The following is a 21,602-nucleotide window of genomic DNA, read 5'->3' as shown; positions in this document are numbered from 1 at the left end:
GGTGACAGAGCTATGCACCTTCGACGTTAGGCATCAGCCCGGCCGCGGCCACCAGCGCCTGGGTGTAGGCGTGGCGCGGTGCGGCGAGTACCTGTTCGCAGCTGCCCTCCTCGACGACCTCGCCCTCCTTGAGCACCATCACCCGGTGGGCGACGGCCCTGACCACCGCCAGGTCGTGGCTGATGAACAGATAGCTCAGCCCGCGGCGCGCCTGAAGGTCGCGCAGCAGCTCCACCAGCTGCTTCTGCACGGTGCGGTCGAGGGCCGAGGTGGGTTCGTCGAGCACCACCAGTTCAGGCTCGAGGATGATCGCCCGGGCCACGGCGATACGCTGGCGCTGGCCGCCGGAGAACTCATGGGGGTAGCGTGCCGCACAGTTGGCCGGCAGACCGACCTCCTTGAGCGTGGCCTGCACTCGCCGTTCGACCTCGTCGCGACTCAGCTCAGGATGATGGAAGCGCAACCCTTCGCTGATGATCTCCGACACCGGCAGACGCGGCGAGAGCGACCCATAGGGATCCTGGAAGACGACCTGGAAGCGCCGACGGCGGCGGCGCAGGTCGTTACCGCTGAGGCGGTCCAGGCGCTCGCCCTCGAACACCACGTCGCCTTGGCTGGGCGTCATGCGCAGCAGCGCCATGGCCAGGGTGGTCTTTCCCGAGCCGGACTCGCCGACGATGCCCAGGGTCTCTCCCCTGGCCAGCCGCAGTGACAGCGGCTGCACCGCGACGAACGGTGGCGGGCGACGCGAGAACAGTCGCTTGGGGCGCGAGAAGGCCACGCTCAGGTTCTCGGCGCTGAGTAGCGGCTGGCTGCCGGCCGGGGCCGGGCGACCCTCGGGCTCGGCGTCGAGCAGGGTGCGGGTATAGGCGCTGCGCGGCTGCTGGAAGACGTCGGCCACCGGGCCGGTCTCCTGTACCTGGCCCTGGTAGAGCACGCACACGCGGTCGGCGTGGCGGCGCACCAGGTTGAGGTCGTGGGTGATGAACAGCATGCCCATGCCGTGGTGGTCGCGCAGCTCGGCGAGCAGCGCCAGGATCTCCTGCTGAACGGTGACGTCCAGCGCGGTGGTCGGCTCATCGGCGATCAGCAGCTCGGGGTTGTTGGCGATCGCCATGGCGATCATCACCCGCTGGCGCTGGCCGCCGGAGAGCTGGTGGGGCCAGGCGTCGAGCAGTTCGTCGGGGCGTGGCAGCTTGACCTGCTCGAGCAGCTCGCGGCAGCGCGCCCGGGCAGCGCGTCCCGAGAGGCCCTGATGCAGGCGCAGCGTCTCGCCGATCTGGCGAGCCACGGTATGCAGCGGATTGAGCGAGGTCATCGGCTCCTGGAAGATGAAGCCGACGCGGTTGCCGCGCAGCCCCTGCCAGTCACGCGGCTTCATGCGCGACAGGTCGGTGTCGCCGAGGGAGTAGCTGCCGCTGATCCGCGCATTCGGGGGCAGCAGGTGCATGGCGCCCAGGGCGCTGACCGACTTGCCCGAGCCGGATTCACCGACCAGGGCCAGGGTCTCGCCGCGGCGAACCTCGAGGCTCAGCCGGTCGACCACGGTGACATCGTCGAAGGCGATGCTCAGCTCGTCGAGGCGCAGCAGGGTGTCATCAGGCATGAGCCTTGGTCCTCGTATCGGTGCCTGGCTGGGCGCTGGAGGCGTGCTGGATATGGCGCGGGTCGAAGGCGTCACGCAGCCCCTCACCGATGAATACCAGCAGCGAGAGCATCAGCGACAGGCTGACGAAGGCGGTGATGCCCAGCCACGGCGCGTGCAGGTTGTTCTTGCCCTGGGCCACCAGTTCGCCCAGCGACGGAGCCCCCGGCGGCAGGCCGAAGCCCAGGAAGTCGAGGGCGGTGAGGGTGGTGATGGCACCGGTGAACAGGAACGGCACGAAGGTCAGGGTCGCGACCATGGCATTGGGTAGCACGTGGCGCCACATGATCAGTCTCGACGGCAAACCCATGGCCTTGGCCGCGCGCACGTATTCGAGGTTGCGCGCGCGCAGGAACTCGGCGCGTACCACGTCGACCAGCCCCAGCCACGAGAACAGCAGCATGATGCCCAGCAGCCACCAGAAGCCGGGCTGCACGAAGCTGGCCAGGATGATCAGCAGGAACAGCACCGGCAGCCCCGACCAGATCTCGGTGAGACGCTGGCCGATCAGGTCGGTCTTGCCGCCGAAGTAGCCCTGGATGCCGCCGATCACCACGCCGGCCACCAGTGAGCCGGCGGTCAGCACCAGCGCGAAGGCCACCGACAGCCGAAAGCCGTAGATCACCCGCGCCAGCACGTCGCGGCCCTGATCATCGGTGCCCAGCCAGTGCTGGGCATCCGGCGAGGCCGGTGAGGGCCGCATCATCTGCATGTCGAGGGTCTGGTAGGAGTAGGGGATCGGCGGCCACAGCGCCCAGCCGTGGGTGTCGATCTGCTCCTTTACGAAGGGGTCGTGGTAGTCGGTGCGGGTGGGCAGGAAGCCGCCGAATTCGGTCTCCGGGTAGTCGACCAGCAGCGGCACATACCACTGGCCGTCGAACTGCATGACGATCGGCTTGTCGTTGGCGATCAGCTCGGCAAACAGGCTGACCACGAACAGTGCCATGAAGATCCACAGCGAGACCCGCGCGCGACGGTTGCGGCGAAACACCTCGAGCCGGCGCCGGGTGATCGGCGAGAACTGGGGGGAGAGTAGTGACATCGGCTCAGGACTCCCGGGTCTCGAAATCGATACGTGGGTCGACCCACACATAGGTCAGGTCGGAGATCAGCTTGAGGATCAGGCCGATCAGGGTATACAGGTAGAGGGTGCCGAAGATCACCGGATAGTCGCGCTGCATCACCGCCTCGAAGCCGAGCAGGCCGAGCCCCTCGAGGGAGAAGATGACCTCGATCAGCAGCGAGCCGGTGAAGAAGATGGTGATCAGTGCCCCGGGCAGGCCGGCGATGATGATCAGCATGGCGTTGCGGAACACATGGCCGTAGAGCGTGCGACGGTCGCTGGCGCCCTTGGCCCGGGCGGTGAGCACGTACTGCTTGTGGATTTCGTCGAGGAAGCTGTTCTTGGTCAGCATGGTCAGGGTGGCAAAGCTGCCGATGGTCATGGCCACCACCGGCAGCGTGATGTGCCAGGCGTAGTCCTTGATCTTGCCCCACGTCGAGAGCTCGTCGAAGTCCGGCGAGGTCAGCCCGCGCAGCGGGAACAGGTCCCAGTAGCTGCCGCCGGCGAACAGTACGATCAGCAGGATGGCGAACAGGAAGCCGGGGATGGCATAGCCGACGATGACCAGGCCCGAGCTCCAGACGTCGAAGCGCGAGCCGTGATGCAGTGCCTTGCGAATGCCCAGCGGGATCGAGATCAGGTAGACCAGCAGCGTGGTCCATAGCCCCAGCGAGATAGACACCGGCAGGCGCTCGATCATCAGCTCCACCACCGGTCGGTCGCGGAAGAAGCTGTTGCCGAAATCGAAGGTGGCATAGTCGCGCAGCATGCCGACGAAGCGCACGTGGGCGGGCTGATCGAAGCCGAACTGCGCCTCGAGCTGCTCGATGAAGCGTGGGTCGATGCCACGGGCGCCGCGCGACTCGTCGCGGGTCACCACCTCGGCGCCGCCCATGTCGAGGCGCGTGCTGGCCATGCTGTCGACGCCTTCGAAGCGCGCCAGCATCTGGTCGATGGGGCCGCCCGGGGCGGCCTGCACGATGATGAAGTTGAGTAGCATGATCCCCAGCAGGGTGGGGATCATCAGCAGCAGTCGGCGCAGTGTATAGCTAGCCACGAGGCATCCTTCCGGTAGGCGTTGCGTCAGCGACGGCGCACGCGACGGTTGATCTCGGCTTCACGTTCGGCATCCACCCACCAGGCATCCAGGTCCATGCCGTACTTGGGGTAGGGTTCCGGCCAGTCGAACTTGTCCCACACCGCAATGCGCGTCTCGCCGGAGTGGTAGTGGGGAATCATCGCGAACTGCCACAGCAGCACCCGATCCAGGGCGCGGGTCAGGGTGTTGAGGGTCTCACGGCTGTCGGCGCGGATCAGCTGCTCGACCAGCGCGTCGACCACCGGGTGCTGTAGGCCCATCAGGTTGCGGCTCTGGGGCACCTCGGCGACCGCGCTGGTCCAGAAGTCGCGCTGTTCGTTACCCGGGTTGTTGGACTGCGGGAAGTGCGCCGTGGTCATGTCGAAGTCGAAGCTGCGCAGCCGGTTGAGGTACTGGTTGATATCGACGATGCGGATCGATGACTGCACGCCGAGGCGCGCCATGTTGCGCAGCATGGGTTGCACTACCCGCTCCAGCCCGCTATCGAACAGCAGCACCTCGATGCTCAGCGGGCGGCCAGTCTCGGCATGGCGTAGCACGCCATCCTCGACCTCGTAGCCCGCCTCGCGCAGCAGGTCGAGGGCCAGGCGCAGGCGCTCGCGCAGATTCTCCGGGTGCTCGATGGGCACCGGCTCCTCGAACAGGCGGTCCGGCAGTTGATCCCGGAACGGCTCGAGCAGCTCGAGCTCGGCCTCGCTGGGCAGGCCCTCGGCGGCCATCTCGGAGTTCTGGAAGAAACTCTCGGTGCGCTTGTAGGTGTCGTAGAAGATATTGGCATTCAGCCACGGGAAATCGAAGGTCAGCGAGAGCGCTTCGCGTACTCGCGGATCGCTGAACTTGTCGCGGCGAAGGTTGAAGACGAAGGCCTGCATGACCGAGGGATTGACGTCGGGAATCGCCAGCCGCTTGACCAGGCCGTCGCGGTAGGCCGGGAAGTCGTAGCCGATGGCCCAGGTGGCGGCGCGGGCATCGGTGCGGTAGTCCATCACCCCGGCCTTGAAGGCCTCCCAGGCGATATCGCGGTCGCGATAGTAGTCGTAGACCAGGCGATCGATATTGTAGCGTCCGCGGTTGACCGGCAGGTCGCGGCCCCAGTAGTCGTCGTCGCGTACGTAGGTGATGCTGCGCCCGGGCTGAACTTCGCCGATGCGGTACGGGCCGGAGCCTGGGTGACGGTCGAGGGTCGGGGCGCTGAAGTCGCGGCTTTCCCAGTAGTGCCTGGGCAGCACCGGGAGCTGGCCAACGATGAGCGGCAGCTCGCGGGAGTCATTGCTGGCGAATTCGAAGCGCACGGTATGGTCGTCGAGGGCCTCGACGCTCTGCACCTCGGCATAGTAGCCGCTGTAGAAGGGGTTGCCCTGTTCGATCAGCAGCTCGAAGCTGAATGCCACGTCGTGGGCGGTGACCGGCTCGCCGTCCTGGAAGCGCGCCTCGCGGCGGATGTCGAACTCTACCCAGTAGCGCTCCGGGTCGAGGCGAATGCCTTCAGCGAGCAGGCCGTAGAGAGTGAACGGCTCGTTGGGGTTGGCTTCCAGCAGCGTGTCGTAGATCTGCGAGATGCCGACCGCGGCGGTGCCGCGGATGATGAAGGGGTTGGTCGAGTCGAAGCTCGAGCCGACCGCCGCCCGGGTCATGCTGCCACCCTTGGGCGCCTCGGGGTTGACGTGGGGGAAATGGCTGAAGTCAGCGGGTAGTTCGGGCTCGTCGTAGAGCGCCAGGCCGTGGACGGTGGGCACGTCGTCGGCCTCGGAGGCGGTGTCCGGCAGGCCGCCAGGCTCGGCGTCCAATGGCTCGGCGGAGGTGTCGCTGGGCGGCGGCGCATCCGCCGGGGCCCCGGGCAGCTCGGCGCTGGCCAGGGGAGCGAGAGCCAGCACGGCGCCACACAGGGCGATCAGCAGCCACGGGCGTAGAGCGGGGCGACGAGGTAGGGCGATCGACATCGAGACATCCTTGGACATGTCGCACAACGGTCGCGGCAGCGCCGCGACCGCTAGCATGGCAGTAGCATAACGCAAAGGTGTCAGTCGCTCGGCGTTTTGACAACTCCCCTGGTCCAACGCCTTTCAACCCTGATCCCAGGACCGCCGCCAAGGGGCTAGTTGGCGGCCAGGGTGCTCTGGGGAACCTGCAGCGTCTGGCCCTCGCGAATCACGTCGCCGTTGAGGCCGTTGTAGTCGCGTAGCTCGGCGACGCTGGCACCGAAGCGCGAGGCGATCGCCGACAGGCTGTCGCCGCTGCGTACCACGTACTGCTCCCAGCCAGTCGGGCCGTCGCCTGGGGCGATGCTGTCGAGGCCTGCGACCAGATCCTCATGGCGGTCCACCGGCACCAGCAACACCGGCGAGTGGTTGGGCGAGATGGTGCCCTTGAGTAGACCGGGATTGAGCGCCTGGAGCTCGTCGCGGCTGACCTTGGCAAGCTCGGCGGCGCGGGCGAGGTCGACGGGCTGCTCGATATCGACCTTGGCAAAGGCAGGTGTATCTTCGATATCAGGCAGCTCGACGGCGTAGCGCTCGGGGTCGTCGATGATGGTGGCGATGGCCAGCAGCTTGGGCACGTAGTTCATGGTTTCGCTGGGCAGGCGCAGGTGCCAGTAGTCGTCTGGCTCGCCGCGAGCGGCGGCGGCACGACGCGCGTTGTTGACGGTGCCGGCGCCGGCGTTATAGGCCGCCATGGAGAGCTCCAGGTCGCCTTCATACCACTCCTCGGCCTGCTGTTCGAGGTAGTCGAGCGCCGCGCGGGTCGAGGCAACCACGTCGAGGCGACCATCATAGGCGCCGTTGCGCGACAGGCCGAGGGCATCGCCGGTGCCGGGCATGAACTGCCACAGCCCGCTGGCCCCGCGATGACTGCGAGCGGCAGGATCGAAAGAGCTTTCGACAAACGGAATCAGGGCCAGCTCGCCGGGCAGGTCGCGGGCCTCGACCTGCTCGGTGATCCAGTGCAGCCAGGGCCGCGCCCGCTCGGTGATCTCGGCGATGTTCTCGGGGCTCGAGCGATAGTACTCGATCCACTCGTCGATGCGTGGGTCGTGGCGCGCGTCCTGCAAGGCGAAGCTGTCGCGCAGGCGCGCCCAGGCATCCTGAGGGGTGGCAGGCTTGAGCGCCAGGGCGTGCCAGAAGTTGAGCTGAGCGGGCTCAGGCGCCGAGAAGCCGCGTGGGATCTCGTCGACGCGATACTCCGCGGCCGCACCTGCGGCGCTCAGGGTGATGGTGATACACAGCAGGCTGCCCGCCAGGCCCATGGCCAGGCGGCGCGTGGTTCGGTAGGTCATGTTGAATGTTCCTCTGGGGCGCTGATGACGGCGTCCATAAGCATCAGAAGTTGTCTTTCCAGGCGCGCAGGGTGGCGAAGGTGGCCAGCGGAGAATCCGTTGCTCCGTGATGCGCCGCGGTGGCTTGCAGGGCCGGCTCGCCACTGCGCAGGAAGGGATTGATGTCACGCTCGGTACCGAGGTGAGAGGGTAGCGTCGGGCGATCCTGGTCGCGCAGCGCCTGGCACTGCGCAATCACCTCGTCGAGCCGGGGATTGTCGGGGTCGGCGGCCTTGGCGAAGCGCAAGTTGGCCAGGGTGTACTCGTGGGCGGCGAAGACCAGGCTGTCGTCGGGCAGTTCGGCGAGCCGCGTCAGCGAGGCGTGCATCTGCTCGGGGCTGCCCTCGAAGAGTCGCCCGCAGCCACCGAAGAACAGGGTGTCGCCACAGAACAGCAGCGCCGGAATGCCGGCGGCGAAGTAGCTGATATGGTCGAGGGTGTGCCCCGGGGTGGCGATGACCTCGAAGCGGCGTCCGAGCACGCTGCACTGGTCGCCGTCGGCCAGTACGCTGTCGACGCCGTCGATGTCGGGTGGGCCGTAGACATGGGGGCCATAGCGCTGCTTGAGTTCGCCGAGTCCGCCGGTGTGATCGTGATGATGATGGGTAATCAGTATGGCATCGAGGGTCAGTGCTTCGCGCTCGATGAGTTCGATCACCGGGGCGGCGTCGCCGGGATCGACGACCACGATGCGCTTGGCGTCGCTCTGGCGCATCAACCAGATATAGTTGTCGCTCAACGCCGGAATTGGTGTCACGCTCAGCATTGGTCACTGTCCTCGGTGGCGGTCGGTCATCGCTGACTTAACCCGTCAGGCAGCCCACGTTATAGTCATGAAACGTGCAAGAAATTCCGCTAATCGAGCGCTGCCTCGGTGCAGGATCGCTACAAAACCCGCTACTTTGGAGGTAACCTCTGGCGCTGTCAAATTCGGATATAACGATACAGTTGGCGCAGCTGGTGCGTGAAGGCCGCCGCTACTGGTCGTCGCCGGACGGTCAGGCCCACTGGCAGGCCGAGCGTGCCTGCATCGGGCCGGTCTGCGAAGCGCTGTTCGGGCAGCATAGCCTGGAGCTGGGCATTGGCCCGCCGCTGTGTGACATGTCGCCGATCCATCATGCGCTGCGCTGGTCACCGACCCGCGAGCTGGCCGAGCAGTCGCAGACGCTGGTATGTCTGCCGCATGCGCTGCCGTTGCCGGATGCCACGCTGCAGCTGGTGGTGGTCCATCACCTGCTGGAGGTGGTGGCCGAGCCGCACCATGTGCTGCAGGAGGCGGCCCGGGTTACCGCCGACGGCGGCGAGCTGATCATCTTCGGCTGGGACCCGGTCGGCGTGTCGGGCTTGTCGCGGCTGCTGTCGCGGCGCCGTGAGCAGCTGCCGTGGCGCGGCCATTGGCGCACCCCCGGGCGGCTGCGCGACTGGTTGGCGTTTGTCGATTTCGAGATCGAGCGGGTAGACTACTGCGGCTTTCATCTGCCGGGCAGCCTGCCGCGCAATGCCACCCTCGAGACCCTGGGGCGGCGCCACAACGTGCCGCTCGGCGATACCTTCATGATCCGCGCGCGGCGCCACTCGCAGCGAGCCCAGATCCAGCGCCCACGGCTCTCGCTAAAGGATGCCCTGGGCGGTGCCTCGCTGGGCCACGCGACCCGGGTCGGCCGACACGCCAACAGGAAAACGCCCCTTGAGTGATACCGCACTGCCCAGCGTAACCATCTATACCGACGGCGCCTGTCGCGGCAATCCTGGCCCCGGCGGCTGGGGTGCGCTGTTGATCAGCGGCGACCATGAAAAGCCGCTCAACGGCTATGAGGCCAGGACCACCAACAACCGCATGGAGCTGATGGCGGCGATCATGGCGCTGCGCGAGCTCAAGCGCGAATGCCGCGTGGCGCTGTGGACCGACTCCGAGTACCTGCGCAAGGGGATCACCGAGTGGATCCACGGCTGGCAGAAGCGCGGCTGGAAGACCGCCGCCAAGCAGCCGGTCAAGAACGCCGAGCTGTGGCGTGAGCTGCTGGCGGAAACCCAGCGCCACCGCATCGAGTGGCACTGGGTCAAGGGCCATAGCGGCCATCCGGGCAACGAGCGCGCCGATCAGCTGGCCAACCAGGCCATCGATGCCAATGCTGCCGGCTGAGCGCTGCCCGCCAACCATCTGAGAGGACCGCATGCGACAGATCATTCTGGATACCGAAACCACCGGCATCGATCCCAAGGAAGGCCATCGGCTGATCGAGATCGGTGCGGTGGAGATGGTCAATCGCCGTTTTACCGGCAATACCTACCATCAGTACATCAATCCCCAGCGCGACATCGAGCTCGAGGCGGTGGAGATACACGGCATCACCAATGAGCGGGTGGCCAATGAGCCGCTGTTCGCCGAGATCGCCGATGATTTCTGGGCCTTTATCGCCGGCGCCGAGCTGGTGATTCACAACGCTGCCTTCGACGTGGGGTTCATCGACCATGAGCTGAGCATGCTCAACGCTCAGCGTGGCACGCCCACGCTGGGTCCGGTGGCCGACCACTGCGCGATCCTGGATACCCTCAAGATGGCGCGGGACCTGCACCCGGGCCAGCGCAACAATCTCGACGCACTGTGCAAGCGCTACGAGATCGACAACGCCCAGCGCGTGCTGCACGGCGCGCTGCTCGACGCCGAGATCCTCGCCGAAGTCTATCTGGCGATGACCGGTGGCCAGACGGCCCTGAGCCTCGATGCCTCCAGCGCGGGCGGTGATAGCGGCACGGCGAGTGGTGCGGTGGGGATCCGTCGGCTGTCGTCGGAGCGTCAACGCCTGGCCACCGTGGCACCCAGCGAGGCGGAGCTGGCAGCGCACTTCGCCAAGCTCGATGGTATTCGCCAAGGTGCCGGTGAGTGCGCCTGGGATTCGCTCAGCGGCTGGCCGGCCACGCCACAGGAGAGTGGCTGATGCTGCGTCGTGAGCTGCCTCGCGGGGTATCCAGCGGCTACCTGCTGTGGGTGGCCCAGGGGCAGGTTGCCGAAGGTGAAGGTGGCACGCCGCTGCTCGCCGCCCAGGCCTGGCGCGAGAGCGACCTGCCGCTGGGCTACTGGCACGACGTGCCGGTGGCGCTGCGCCTCGGTGACGCGCCTGACCCGCAGCACACCTGGCATGCCGGGCGCGACTGGCTGGCACGGCTACCCGAAGGCTGGTTTGCGCTGCTATCGACCGCGCTGCAGGTGGCCAACTGGTGGCGTGATCACCGTTTCTGCGGGCGCTGCGGAAGTCCCTCGCGGCATCTATCCCACGAATTTGCGATGCACTGCGACAGCTGCGGCCACCGCAACTATCCGCGTATCTCGCCGTGCATCATCACGCTGGTGACCCACGGCGATGCCATGCTGCTGGCGCGCAGTCCACGCTATCCGGCGGGGCGCTATTCGACACTTGCCGGGTTCATAGAGCCTGGAGAGTCCGCCGAGGAGGCGGTGCGTCGCGAGGTGTTGGAGGAGGTCGGGGTCAGTGTCGGGCGGATCAGCTACTACCGTAGCCAGGCATGGCCGTTTCCGCATGCGCTGATGCTGGGCTATTTCGCCGAGGCGGCCAGCCGGCGGATTCGCATCGATGAGCATGAGATCGCCGATGCCGCCTGGTTTTCGCCGCGGCGCTTGCCGCAGCTGCCGCCGCACTACTCGATCTCGCGGGCGCTGATCGAGTCGCACCTGCGGGCGGTGGCCAGGGGCGACGGCTGAGCCCGCCGACGGCGGGCTCGGGGCGCTCAGCGGTTGGGGAACAGGCTGGTGAGCTTGGTGGCCAGCATGACGTTGCCGGTGGCCTTGAGCTTGCCGGTCATGAATGCGGTCATGCCGTTGATCTCGCCGTTCATCACGCCCTTGAGGGTGTCGGTGGTCATGGATAGCGTCACCGAGGGGTCGTCGTGCTCGCCCTGCTGGACATCGAGGCTGCCATCCTTGACCACCAGATAATAGTCGTCGGCATCGCTGAAGTTGAACTGGAAGACATCGTCCATGCCTGTCGCGGCCTCGGCGTCGAAGCGTTGCTGGAGCTTGTCGATGATGGGGTTGTCCATGAGGGTGTCCTGTGCTGAACGTGCGCGAGTTAGTAGCGCTGCGGAAAGTCCGGCAGCTATCATGAGCGTATTTAAAACGACCGTTTAAGGCAAGTACCGCGGCCGTGCCGGGATAGCCGTCCAGGCAAACGATAAAGTCACCATGGCCACTGGTACCAGCACTTTGACGAGGCCAGCAGATTTGATTGAGGAGAGTGTCTTGAGCGACGGGATTGGCGACATCTTGCTATTCGTACTCCAGTGGCTGGTGCTGCTGGGGATCGTGGCGGCGTTGGTGGTGGCCGGGCTGGCGCTGCTGGGGCGGGCGCGGCAAACCGGCAGCGAGCGCAGTCGTCAACTGCGCATCGATGAGCTCAACGGCCACTATCGGTCGCGCCGCCAGCGTCTGCAGCTGGCTCGCTTGGCGCCAGCTGAGCGCAAGCGCTCGATGAAGACGTGGCGTCGCGAGGAGAAGCAGCGCCGCAAGTACGGCGATCAGGCACTGACCGGCAGCGTCTGGGTGATCGAGTTCCACGGCGATATCAGGGCCTCGGCCACGCCGCGTCTGGCCGAGGAGGTCTCGGCGCTGCTGGCGGTGGCCGAGGCGGGCGATGAGGTGGTGGTGTTGCTGGAGTCTGCGGGAGGCTTGGTGCACGCGTATGGTCTGGCGGCGGCCCAGCTCGATCGCCTGCGTGATGCGGGCATCGCCACGACGGTATGCGTCGACAAGGTGGCAGCCAGCGGCGGCTACATGATGGCGTGCACCGCCCAGCAGCTGCGGGTCGCGCCCTTTGCCGTGCTGGGCTCGATCGGTGTGGTGGCTCAGCTGCCTAACGTGCATCGCCTTCTCAAGCGCCACGATATCGATGTCGACGTGATGACCGCGGGGCGCTACAAGCGCACCCTGACGGTATTCGGCGAGAATACCGAGGAGGGGCGCGAGAAGTTCATCGAGGACCTCGAAGGCATCCACGGTCTGTTCAAGGAGTATGTGGCGGCGCGTCGGCCGCAGCTCGACATCGAGGCGGTGGCCACCGGCGAGATCTGGTACGGCAGTGAGGCAGTGCAGAATGGACTGGCCGATGAGGTGGGCACCAGCGAGGCCTATCTGCTCGAGCGCATGGCCCAGGCCAGGGTGTTCAAGATCAGTCTCGAGGCGCGACGAGGGCTGGGTGAACGCCTGGGGCTCGCCGTCTCGCAGGGCGTCGAGCGCGGCGTCGAACGCACCCTGGAGGCGCTCGACGCCAGTCGTTGGCTGCGACGCTGAGTTGTGTGGCGGTTGAGTGGTGTCAGGGTCAGGTGCGATACAAGGCGGCGAGGGTGTCGATGACACGCCGGGCGTGATCGCCGTGAAGCGAATAATATATCGTCTGCGATGCGCGTCGGGTGCTGACCATGTTTTCACGGCGCAGGATCGCCAGGTGCTGCGACAGCGCCGATTGGCTAAGGCTGAGCTTGCCATTGAGCTCGGAAACCGACAGCTCGCTGTCATCGAGCAGGCAAAGAATGCGCAGTCGGTTCTCGTTGGCCATGGCCTTGAGCAGGCCGGTGGCATCGGCAAGGGTCGAGTCGCCGGCATCGAGCAGCTGGGCGGCGGCGTGGCGAGTGCTCATGGTCATCTCTCCTTATGGGGCGAATCTTGTTGTAGTGCTGGACGACACCGGAATCAGCGCTATCTAATCATTTAGTAAATGTTTAAGCGCTTCGCCACCCCTTCGGCAACAATAAGTTAACGCTGAATCAATGCTTCTTTGTAATCTGTTGGTTTACTTGCGTTTCCATTGCGTTATTGTCAACAATTGTGCGCGGCTTTGGCCTAATAGCCGATGGTATGAGAGAAATGCAGGCGATTAACTTCTAGAGTGTCAACAATTCGTTGCCAGCCCCGGGAGCCCCCATGAGTCGCTATTCCTCCGTCTATCGCCACGCCATCGACCAGCCAGCCCAGTTCTGGGGCGAGCAGGCCCAGCGTATTCCATGGTTCACGCCACCCACCACGCTGCTCGACTATGACGCACAGGGGCATGCCCGCTGGTTCGTCGATGGCGAGATGAACACCTGCTATGCGGCGCTCGACCACCACGTCGAGAATGGCCGTGGCGACCAGCCGGCGGTGCTGTGGGACTCACCGGTCACCGCCAGCAAGGCGCGCTACAGCTATCGCGAGATGCGCGATGAGGTGGCGCGGCTGGCCGGGGCGCTTGCGGGGCTTGGCGTCAGCAAGGGTGACCGGGTAGTGATCTACATGCCGATGGTGCCCGAGGCGCTGATGGCGATGTACGCCTGCGCGCGTCTGGGGGCGGTGCACTCGGTGGTGTTTGGCGGGTTCGCCCCGCACGAGCTGGCGGTGCGCATCGATGACGCCGAGCCCAAGGTGGTGCTGGCCGCTTCCTGCGGCGTCGAGGTCGACCGGGTGATCGCCTACAAGCCGATTCTCGATGCGGCGCTCTCGCTCAGCGAACATCGTCCCGAGGCCTGTGTGATCCTGCAGCGCGACGTGGGCGAGGCCGAGCTGGGGGCGCTGGATCATGACTGGCGCACGCTGGTGGCCAATGCCGCGCCGGCAGACTGTGTGCCGGTCAAGGCCAGCGACCCGCTGTATATCCTCTATACCTCGGGTACCACCGGCAAACCCAAGGGCGTGGTACGCGACAACGGCGGCCATGCGGTTGCGCTGCACTACTCGATGGAGGTGGTGTACGGCATGCAGCCCGGCGAGGTGTTCTGTTCGGCCTCGGATGTCGGCTGGGTAGTGGGGCACTCCTATATCGTCTATGCGCCGCTGCTGGCCGGCTGTACCACCCTGGTCTATGAGGGCAAGCCGGTGCGCACGCCGGATAGCGGGGCATTCTGGCGGCTGATCGAGGAGTACCGGGTCAAGGTCTTCTTTGCCGCGCCCACGGCGTTTCGCGCGATCAAGAAGGAGGACCCGGAAGGGCGCTGGCTGGAGCGTCATGACATCACTTCGCTGCGCACCCTGTTCCTGGCCGGCGAGCGCCTCGACCCGCCGACCTTCCACTGGCTTGAAGGCCTGCTCGAGGTGCCGGTGGTCGACCACTGGTGGCAGACCGAGACCGGCTGGCCGATCGCTGCCAACCTGCAGGGCCTGGCGCCGATGCCGACCAAGGCCGGCTCGGCGACCTATCCGGTGCCGGGGTTCGATGTGCAGGTCCTCGACCCCGAGGGCGAGCCGGCCGGGGTGGGTCAGCAGGGCGCGGTGGTGATTCGCCAGCCGCTGCCACCGGGCTGCCTGACCGGCGTATGGCGCGATCCGCAGCGCTTCCACAGCGCCTATATGGCGGCCTTCCCCGGCTATTACCTGACCGGTGACGGCGGCTATTTCGATGCCGACGGCTACCTGTTCATCATGGGCCGCACCGATGACGTCATCAACGTTGCCGGCCACCGCCTCTCCACCGGCGAGATGGAGGAAGTGGTGGGTGCCCACCCGGCCGTCGCCGAGTGTGCCGTGATCGGTATCCACGATGCGCTCAAGGGCCAGGTGCCGGTAGGGCTGGTGATTCCCAAGGACGGCTTCGATGGCGATGAGGCGGCCCTCGAACAGGCCCTTATCGCGCGAGTCCGCGAGCAGATCGGTCCGATTGCCTGCTTCCAGCAGGTGCTGGTGGTGCCACGTCTGCCCAAGACCCGCTCGGGCAAGATCCTGCGCAAGCTGCTGCGTACCATCGCCGACGGCGAGCGCTTCGGAATACCGTCGACCATCGACGACCCCGGTAGCCTCGAGGATGTCCACACGGCAATGTGCGAGCGCGAGCTGGGCCAGGCCAGCCAGGCGCGCCAGGGCTGACCGCGCCGCCGTCAGCCGGTATACTAGGCTCACAGACGACGCCACGCCCCGCGTGGCGTCGTGCCGTTCCATGAGGGTTCCCTCACCCCTCGATCACAAAAAAGGTGCTGCATGTTCCATCTCTCCCCGCGCCAGGCCCGGCGCTGCCTGCTGGCGATGGTCAGTTTCCACGTGCTGGTGATTGCTACCAGCAACTATCTGGTACAGCTGCCGTTTACGCTGTTCGGCTTCCATACCACCTGGGGCGCGTTCAGCTTTCCGTTCATCTTCCTCGCCACCGACCTCACCGTGCGGCTGTTCGGCAAGGCCCAGGCGCGGGCCACCATCACCCGCGTCATGCTGCCGGCGCTGCTGATCTCCTATCTGGTGTCGGTGATCTTTCCCCGCGGCAGCTTCGCCGGCCTCGAGGGCCTCGGCGAGTGGAACCTGTTCGTGGCGCGCATCGCGCTGGCCAGCTTCATGGCCTACGTACTCGGCCAACTGCTGGACATTCATGTCTTCGACCGCCTGCGCCATCTCAAGGCGTGGTGGGTGGCGCCGGCAATCTCCACGGTGTTCGGCAACCTGGCCGACACCATGGCGTTTTTCTCGATCGCCTTCTACCACAGCCCCGACCCCTTCATGGCCGCCAACTGGCTGGAGATTGCCTGGGTCGACTACGTCATCAAGCTGGCCATCAGCCTGCTGTTCTTCCTGCCACTGTACGGCGTGCTACTGGCCTGGCTGAGCCGCCGGCTGGTCGACTGGACCGGCCACCGCGACCTCGCACCGAGCGCCGCTGGCGAGGTTCGCTAGGCGCCGCCCAATGATTTAAAGGAGAGCCCATGAGCGTTGAATTGCACGCAGTTGATACCGGCGGAGAGGGGACGCCGCTGGTGGTGGTGCATGGCCTGATGGGGAGTGCCGACAATTGGCGCTCCCACGTCAAGCAGTGGCATCGCAAGCGTCGCGTGGTGGCGGTGGACCTGCGCAATCACGGACGCTCGCCGCACGCCGCGGGGATGCGCTATGCCGAGATGGCCGACGACCTGCTGGCCTGCCTCGAGCGACTCGGCATCCAGCGCTGCCATCTGCTTGGCCACTCGATGGGCGGCAAGGTGGTCATGACGCTGGCACGGCAGGCCCCCGAGCGCGTGGCCTCGCTGATCGTCGCCGACATCGCGGCGGTGCGCTATGGCCACGGTCACGATGCCATCTTTGCAGCCATGCACCACGTCGAGGCGCATGCGCCGAGCAATCGCCGCGAGGTCGACGCGCTGCTCGCCGAGCACGTCGAGGACAAGGGGACGCGGCTGTTCCTGGCCACCAACCTGGCGCGTGGCGAAGATGGCCGCATGGGCTGGCGGCTGGGCCTCGAGCACATCGAGGCGGCCTACGAGGCGATCCGTGACGTGCCGGACGGCGAGGGTGCCTATCCGGGGCCGGCGCTGGTACTGCGCGGAGGGCGCTCGGACTACGTCAGCGATGCCATGCTGCCGGGGCTGCGCGAGCTGCTGCCCCGCGCCGAGGTGGTCACCCTCGACGCAGGCCACTGGCTGCATGCCGAAGCGCCTACCGACTTCCAGGCCGCGGTCAACGACTTCGTGGCGAGCGTCGAAGGCTGAGCAGCGCCTCAGTCCAGTGGCTGAACCTCGAGGCGGTGGCTGTCGCCGCCGATGAAACGGCCGAGGATCTTGTAGGTATCGACGTCGAACTGCGGCGTCTGCTGTGCCAGCGCGGCCAGCGACGCCGCGCTGAGGTCGCTCACGCTGCCCAGGTAGCACCAGTGGTCGACCAGATGCCACTGCTGCATGCCGCCGGGATGATGCTCGCCGAAGGCCACCCGACCGGGCCACGGCCAGTGCTGGACGCGTAGCCGCTCGAGGGCCTCTCGGGCCCGGGCATCATGCTGATGCGGCGACTCCTTGCCGCAGCAAGCGCCGGCGCAGCGCCCCAGCTGATGTGCGAAACAGGCGCCTTTGCCGTGTTCGAGCCCCAGCCTGCGTGGACACAGGGCATGGTTCTCGGCGATCTGCTTGAGGGCCAGGCGCGCATCGCGGGGGTGGCGAAAGAGCCCGTACAGGGCGCAGCTGGCACGCCCGTCCAGGGCGTCGCCACTGACCAGCGACGGCGCCTGCTGCTGGGCTGGCCACTGCCAGCTGACCAGTCTGCCGCGGCGTCGCAGCTGCCGGTTCATGATCGGCATCAGCGTCTTGACCAGGCGCGCCTCGAGCAGCTGAGCGCCGAGGTCGCCGGCGGTTTCCTGCCAGTCGATGTCCTGAATCTGCTGTACCAGACGCATCTCCCGCTCGCTATGGCGGTCGGCGCTGAAGTGGCTGAGTACCCGGGCGCGCAGGTTGACGCTCTTGCCGACGTACAGCGGCAGGCGGTTGTGACCATAGAAGAGATACACCCCGGGGCGCGCGGGTAGCGCCCGCAGCGCAGCGGGGTCGAGATGGGTGGGAAGGCTCGCCTGACGCCGCTGAGCGACGCACAGCGCGTCGATATGCTCGCTGCCGTGCTCGGCTTGCCAGTGCTGCCACAGTGCCAGCATGGCGCGGGCATCGCCTTCGGCACGGTGGCGTGAATAGCCGCTCAAGGCGTGGCGCTCGAGCAGCGCATCGAGATTATGCTGGCGCTCGTGGGGCGCCAGTCGGCGCGACAGCTTCAATGTGCACAGTGTGGGGGCAGTGAAGCGGCGGCCGGCGCGTTCGAACTCATTGCGCAGGAAACCGTAGTCGAAGCGCGCATTGTGCGCTACCAGGCAGGCGTCCTGAAGCCATGCGAAGAGCTCGTCGGCGAGTGCCTCGAAACGCGGGGCGCCCGCCACCAGTGACGCATCGATGCCGGTAAGACGGCTGATGTGGGCAGGGATCGGCTCGCCGGGATCGACCAGGGACACGAAGCGGTCGACCTCGTGTCCATCGACGACCTTGATGGCGGCAACCTCGGTGATGCGGTCTCGGGTGGTGCGGGTACCGGTGGTTTCCAGGTCGAGGAAGATCAGGGTGTTCATGGTACCTCGGCGATGCTCAGGGCGCGTGGAGGTCTACTGCCAGACGTTCGAGCGGGTGGCGGGTGTCGATATGACCTCGCTCGTAGAGATAGTTCTGCAGCGTCGCATAGCGCCGTGCATCCAGTGCCGCCGGACGCAGCGCCAGGCGGCGCAGGGTATCCGGCCAGGCACGCTGGTTGATGGCGGTGGCAAGCGTGGGGTGGTGGCCGGTGATCAGCTCCCAGGCGTCGTCGGGATGGTTGAGGGCCCACTCGGTGGCGTCTTCCAGGGCGTTGAGCAGGCGCTTGATCTCACTGCGTTGGCTGGCCAGGGTGTCGCGATTGGCCATCAGGATCAGGCCGTCGTGGCGCGGGATGCCGTAGGCCTCGACGCTGAAGCCGCGCACCCTGAGTCCCTCTTCGTCGAGATGGTGGGGCAGGACGTGGCGCAGCGGTGCGATCAGCGCGTCGACGCGCCCCTCGAGCAGTGCCTGGGCGGGACTGAAGTTGACGTAGTCGAGGACCAGGTCGTCGAGGCCGATGTGGTACTGGTCGAGCATGCTCGAGAGTAGCGGCGACAGGCTATCGTCGAGGGCGTAGCCGATGCGCTTGCCGGCGAGGTCGGCGAGGGTGTCGATATCGCTGTCGGCCGCTACGATAAGGCTGCTCAGTGGCGTGGGCATCAGGCTTGCAACGCGCACCAGCGGCAGCTGCTGGTCGACCAGCATGTGCAGCTGGGCCTGGCGGCCCAGCGCCAGGTCGGCGCGCGCCGCGGCGAGCAGCTTGGGTGGCAGGCTAGGGTCGGCGGGCACGTTGAGGGTGACGTCCAGCCCATAGCGCGCGAAGTCGCCGCGGGCCTGGGCAACCAGCAGTGCGGCATGCTGGGGGCTCAGGTACCAGTCGAGCACGATGCGCAGCTCGTCGAGGGGGGGCGGGTCGATGGGCTCAGGGGTGCGCAGCGTGATCGACGGTACCGACTCATCAAGCGGCGCCGGATCGGGGCGCGGAAAGACCTCGAACAGGATCGGGTGCTGGGCGGCAAAGGGCAGGGCGGCCGGGTCGATATAGGGGATCGGGTCGCGCTGGCTGGCGGGTAGCGCCTCCTGACCTATCTGCGGCACAGCCTCGAGTGTCGTGGCCGGAGCATCGCTATCCTCCTCGTCATCGCATAGGGCGAGCGTCGGGAAACTCAGGGTCACGGCGAGAGCGGCGAGCAGTGCCCACAAGGCCTTGCGATTGCGCAGGGTCGTCATCCAGGTCTCCAGCGGCGAGTCGAAGGCCGGCAGCGTGGCCGGCCAGCAGGATTGTATCCTTGAGCGACGGCTGCTGCCTAGCCACTATCTCTGCAGAATTTGTACAAGCTGTTGAAAGTGTAGGACTATCGCCCTGCCTGATCGTCGCCGCGCAGGCGCTGTGGCATACTCGAATCTCCTTTCGCTCGCGTACGCAGGCCATGGATAGCATCAACTCCCTCTTTCTGCTCAGCGGCTTCTTGATTGCCCTGAGTATTCTCGCCAGCCGCCTGTCGTCGCTGTTTGGCCTGCCGCTGCTGATCATTTTTCTGGGGCTGGGCATGCTGGCCGGCGAGGAGGGGCTGCTCGGCATTCAGTTCGATGACTACTCGCTGGCGTTTCTGATCGGCCACCTGGCGCTGGCGATGATCCTGCTCGATGGCGGCCTGCGTACGCGTCTAAAGACCTTTCGCGTCGGCTTCAGGCCGGCGCTGTCGCTGGCCACCCTGGGGGTGTTCCTGACCAGCGGCATCATCGGCTTGCTGGCCATGTGGGTGTTCGATCTGACCCTGACACAAGGGCTGCTGGTGGGGGCCATCGTCGGCTCCACCGATGCCGCGGCAGTGTTCTCGATGCTCAGCGGCCGCGGGATCAATCTCAATGAACGCGTCGGGGCCACGCTGGAGATCGAGTCGGGTACCAACGACCCCATGGCGATCTTCCTGACCATCATGCTGGTCGAGCTGCTGGTGGGCGACATTGGCGGAGTCAGCGAGACACTGCTGTTTCTGATCGAGCAGTTCGGTTTCGGGCTGGTGATCGGTATCGGCGGCGGCTGGCTGATTGCCAAGCTGTTGAGCTCTCTCGACCTGGCGCCCGGGCTCTACTCGCTGCTTGCCCTGGCGCTGGGCTTCTGCGTGTTCGGCCTGACCAGCGTGCTGGGCGGCAGTGGCTTCCTGGCCATCTACCTGTGCGGTCTGATGATCGGCAATCGTCCCGGGCGCCACCTCAATCTCATCCTGCCCGTCCACGACGGCCTGGCCTGGCTCAGCCAGATTGGCCTGTTTCTGGTGCTGGGGCTGCTGGTCACTCCCAGCGACCTGCTTGAGTTCGCGCTGCCGGCTTCGCTGGTAGGGCTGGCGCTGATCTTTGTGGCGCGGCCGCTGGCGGTGCTGATCTCGGTCAAGCCGTTCTTCAAGTTCCGCTGGCGCGAGATCGGTTTTATCTCATGGGTAGGGTTACGCGGCGCGGTGCCGATCGTGCTGGCGATTTTCCCGGTGATCGGCGGGGTAGAGAATGCCTCGCTGTACTTCAACGTGGCCTTTGCAGTGGTGCTGATGTCGCTGTTGATCCAGGGCGGCACGATTTCGCTGATGGCGCGCTGGATGAAGGTCGAGGTGCCGCTCGGGGTGACGCCCAACCGGCGTGGGCCGCTTGGGGTGCTGCCAGAGAATGATTACGAGATGTTCGTTTATCATGTCGATAATCAGGACCTCGATGACGTGCCGATCCGCCTGCTGCGCTTCCCCTCCGGAGCGCTGATCTCGGCGCTGTTTCGCCAGCACGCCATGCTTCACCCCAAGGGCAGTACCCGGCTGATGCTCGGCGACGTGGTCTGCGTGATCGGTCGTACCGGTGATCTGCCGGCCCTCAACCGCCTGTTCAACGGCGATGCCAAGCTCAAGCGCGAGCGGGCCTTTTTCGGCACTTTCACCCTCGACGCCGATGCCTTGATGAGCGACGTGGCGGCGGCCTATGGCTTGACCCTGAGCCCCGGTGAGCAGGGGATGACGCTCGGCGAGTTCGTGTCGCTACGGGTCGGTGGCCACCCGGTGGTGGGCGATGACGTCGGCTGGCACGGTTTTCACTGGGTGGTAAGCGAGATGGAGGGTAATCGCATCACCAAGGTTGGTCTGCGTCTCTATCAATAACCACTGATGGCAAACAAGCCCTTGACCTGCGGTGAGAAACTGGTAATATTCTGCGCCGTGAGCCGGAGGGATGGCAGAGCGGTTGAATGCACCGGTCTTGAAAACCGGCAAGGGTGAAAGCCCTTCCAGGGTTCGAATCCCTGTCCCTCCGCCACTCACGATCGGAGCGTGGCGCAGCTTGGTAGCGCGCTGCAATGGGGTTGCAGAGGTCGCAGGTTCGAATCCTGTCGCTCCGACCAGATGGATTCAGATAAACCGCCACTCACGGATCATGCCGGGTGGCGGTTTTTCGTTGTGCGATATGTCAGCGTGGCCCGCGGTGGCGGGTCAAGTACAGCGCTGCGGCCAGCACCATCAGCGCCAGGCCGACGAAGGCTACCGGGTTGTAGGTGGCCCAGCCGTACACCCCGAGTAGGGTGCCAATCACCAATATTACCCAGCGTGTCGTCTTGACGGTCATCGTGTCTCCTCGGTTGGCGGTGCGTGATGGGCGTGGCGCG

Annotated in this window: 20 protein-coding genes and 2 tRNA genes; 11 read left to right on the top strand and 11 right to left on the bottom strand. The window is 66.0% G+C overall.

What is annotated here, in order from left to right; all coding sequences use genetic code 11:
• Nucleotides 1–10: 10 nt before the first annotated feature.
• The 6 genes from QC821_RS11880 to gloB all read right to left on the bottom strand — a co-directional run bounded on the left by QC821_RS11880 (nt 11) and on the right by gloB (nt 7,886).
• A complete protein-coding gene (locus QC821_RS11880; protein WP_309721491.1) occupies nt 11–1,606 on the bottom strand; it encodes an ABC transporter ATP-binding protein in 1,596 nt (531 codons plus the stop codon).
• Nucleotides 1,599–2,687 (bottom strand): ABC transporter permease, encoded by a 1,089-nt coding sequence (locus QC821_RS11875; RefSeq protein WP_309721488.1) that lies wholly within the window; start codon nt 2,685–2,687, stop codon nt 1,599–1,601. Before QC821_RS11875 ends, QC821_RS11880 begins: the two co-directional genes overlap by 8 nt.
• A 4-nt stretch (nt 2,688–2,691) precedes the next feature.
• Nucleotides 2,692–3,765, bottom strand: coding sequence for a microcin C ABC transporter permease YejB (locus tag QC821_RS11870; RefSeq protein ID WP_309721485.1), 1,074 nt, complete (start codon nt 3,763–3,765; stop codon nt 2,692–2,694).
• Nucleotides 3,766–3,791: 26 nt separating this feature from the next.
• A complete protein-coding gene (locus QC821_RS11865) occupies nt 3,792–5,747 on the bottom strand; it encodes an extracellular solute-binding protein (RefSeq protein ID WP_309721483.1) in 1,956 nt (651 codons plus the stop codon).
• A 155-nt stretch (nt 5,748–5,902) separates the two neighbouring features.
• Nucleotides 5,903–7,081, bottom strand: coding sequence for a transglycosylase SLT domain-containing protein (locus QC821_RS11860; protein WP_309721480.1), 1,179 nt, complete (start codon nt 7,079–7,081; stop codon nt 5,903–5,905).
• A gap of 43 nt (nt 7,082–7,124) precedes the next feature.
• Nucleotides 7,125–7,886 carry a hydroxyacylglutathione hydrolase gene (gloB, locus tag QC821_RS11855; protein ID WP_309721477.1) on the bottom strand — a complete coding sequence of 254 codons (762 nt, stop codon included), beginning with the start codon at nt 7,884–7,886 and terminating at the stop codon, nt 7,125–7,127.
• 182 nt (nt 7,887–8,068) lie between these two features.
• On the opposite strand from gloB, the gene QC821_RS11850 reads away from it, so the two are divergent.
• Genes QC821_RS11850 through nudC form a run of 4 tightly spaced genes read left to right on the top strand, consistent with a single transcriptional unit; the run spans nt 8,069 to nt 10,841 of the window.
• Nucleotides 8,069–8,815, top strand: coding sequence for a methyltransferase domain-containing protein (locus QC821_RS11850; RefSeq protein ID WP_309721474.1), 747 nt, complete (start codon nt 8,069–8,071; stop codon nt 8,813–8,815).
• Nucleotides 8,808–9,263 (top strand): ribonuclease HI, encoded by a 456-nt coding sequence (gene rnhA, locus QC821_RS11845; protein ID WP_309721471.1) that lies wholly within the window; start codon nt 8,808–8,810, stop codon nt 9,261–9,263. Before QC821_RS11850 ends, rnhA begins: the two co-directional genes overlap by 8 nt.
• 31 nt (nt 9,264–9,294) lie before the next feature.
• Nucleotides 9,295–10,059, top strand: coding sequence for a DNA polymerase III subunit epsilon (gene dnaQ / locus QC821_RS11840; protein ID WP_309721468.1), 765 nt, complete (start codon nt 9,295–9,297; stop codon nt 10,057–10,059).
• The gene (gene nudC / locus QC821_RS11835; protein WP_309721581.1) at nt 10,059–10,841 is read left to right on the top strand and encodes an NAD(+) diphosphatase; all 783 of its coding nucleotides are present in this window, start codon (nt 10,059–10,061) and stop codon (nt 10,839–10,841) included. Before dnaQ ends, nudC begins: the two co-directional genes overlap by 1 nt.
• A gap of 26 nt (nt 10,842–10,867) precedes the next feature.
• On the opposite strand, the gene QC821_RS11830 is transcribed toward nudC, so the two are convergent.
• On the bottom strand, nt 10,868–11,179 hold the full coding sequence (locus tag QC821_RS11830) for an SCP2 sterol-binding domain-containing protein (RefSeq protein ID WP_309721465.1): 312 nt from the start codon (nt 11,177–11,179) through the stop codon (nt 10,868–10,870).
• A gap of 199 nt (nt 11,180–11,378) precedes the next feature.
• Here QC821_RS11830 and sohB point away from each other — a divergent pair, with 199 nt between their 5' ends.
• On the top strand, nt 11,379–12,425 hold the full coding sequence (gene sohB, locus QC821_RS11825; RefSeq protein ID WP_309721462.1) for a protease SohB: 1,047 nt from the start codon (nt 11,379–11,381) through the stop codon (nt 12,423–12,425).
• A 28-nt stretch (nt 12,426–12,453) separates the two neighbouring features.
• Here the strand turns inward: sohB and QC821_RS11820 are convergent, their stop codons facing one another.
• Nucleotides 12,454–12,771 (bottom strand): ArsR/SmtB family transcription factor, encoded by a 318-nt coding sequence (locus tag QC821_RS11820; RefSeq protein ID WP_422720108.1) that lies wholly within the window; start codon nt 12,769–12,771, stop codon nt 12,454–12,456.
• Between the two features lie 284 nt (nt 12,772–13,055).
• Between QC821_RS11820 and QC821_RS11815 the strand changes: the two genes are divergently transcribed.
• The 3 genes from QC821_RS11815 to QC821_RS11805 all read left to right on the top strand — a co-directional run bounded on the left by QC821_RS11815 (nt 13,056) and on the right by QC821_RS11805 (nt 16,570).
• Nucleotides 13,056–14,966: a propionyl-CoA synthetase gene (locus QC821_RS11815; RefSeq protein ID WP_309721457.1), complete on the top strand. Its 1,911-nt coding sequence runs from the start codon at nt 13,056–13,058 to the stop codon at nt 14,964–14,966.
• Between the two features lie 111 nt (nt 14,967–15,077).
• Nucleotides 15,078–15,761 carry a 7-cyano-7-deazaguanine/7-aminomethyl-7-deazaguanine transporter gene (locus tag QC821_RS11810; protein WP_309721454.1) on the top strand — a complete coding sequence of 228 codons (684 nt, stop codon included), beginning with the start codon at nt 15,078–15,080 and terminating at the stop codon, nt 15,759–15,761.
• Between the two features lie 29 nt (nt 15,762–15,790).
• Nucleotides 15,791–16,570 (top strand): alpha/beta fold hydrolase, encoded by a 780-nt coding sequence (locus tag QC821_RS11805; protein WP_309721452.1) that lies wholly within the window; start codon nt 15,791–15,793, stop codon nt 16,568–16,570.
• 8 nt (nt 16,571–16,578) lie between these two features.
• Here QC821_RS11805 and QC821_RS11800 read toward each other — a convergent pair whose 3' ends face one another.
• Both QC821_RS11800 and QC821_RS11795 read right to left on the bottom strand, forming a co-directional pair.
• Nucleotides 16,579–17,961 carry a 3'-5' exonuclease family protein gene (locus tag QC821_RS11800; RefSeq protein ID WP_309721449.1) on the bottom strand — a complete coding sequence of 461 codons (1,383 nt, stop codon included), beginning with the start codon at nt 17,959–17,961 and terminating at the stop codon, nt 16,579–16,581.
• A 16-nt stretch (nt 17,962–17,977) separates the two neighbouring features.
• A complete protein-coding gene (locus tag QC821_RS11795) occupies nt 17,978–19,192 on the bottom strand; it encodes an ABC transporter substrate-binding protein (RefSeq protein WP_309721445.1) in 1,215 nt (404 codons plus the stop codon).
• Between the two features lie 200 nt (nt 19,193–19,392).
• Here QC821_RS11795 and QC821_RS11790 point away from each other — a divergent pair, with 200 nt between their 5' ends.
• The 3 genes from QC821_RS11790 to QC821_RS11780 all read left to right on the top strand — a co-directional run bounded on the left by QC821_RS11790 (nt 19,393) and on the right by QC821_RS11780 (nt 21,341).
• Nucleotides 19,393–21,102, top strand: a complete 1,710-nt coding sequence (locus QC821_RS11790; protein ID WP_309721442.1) for a potassium/proton antiporter — start codon at nt 19,393–19,395, stop codon at nt 21,100–21,102.
• 64 nt (nt 21,103–21,166) lie between these two features.
• Nucleotides 21,167–21,256, top strand: a tRNA-Ser gene (locus QC821_RS11785).
• Between the two features lie 8 nt (nt 21,257–21,264).
• A tRNA-Pro gene (locus QC821_RS11780) sits at nt 21,265–21,341 on the top strand.
• Nucleotides 21,342–21,406: 65 nt separating this feature from the next.
• Here QC821_RS11780 and QC821_RS11775 read toward each other — a convergent pair.
• Complete coding sequence (locus QC821_RS11775) at nt 21,407–21,562, bottom strand: hypothetical protein (protein WP_309721439.1); 156 nt, start codon at nt 21,560–21,562, stop codon at nt 21,407–21,409.
• Nucleotides 21,563–21,602: the final 40 nt, after the last annotated feature.

Source organism: Franzmannia qiaohouensis, from assembly GCF_031451695.1.
GTDB lineage: Bacteria > Pseudomonadota > Gammaproteobacteria > Pseudomonadales > Halomonadaceae > Franzmannia > Franzmannia qiaohouensis.
This window is presented reverse-complemented; position numbering and strand designations above follow the sequence as displayed.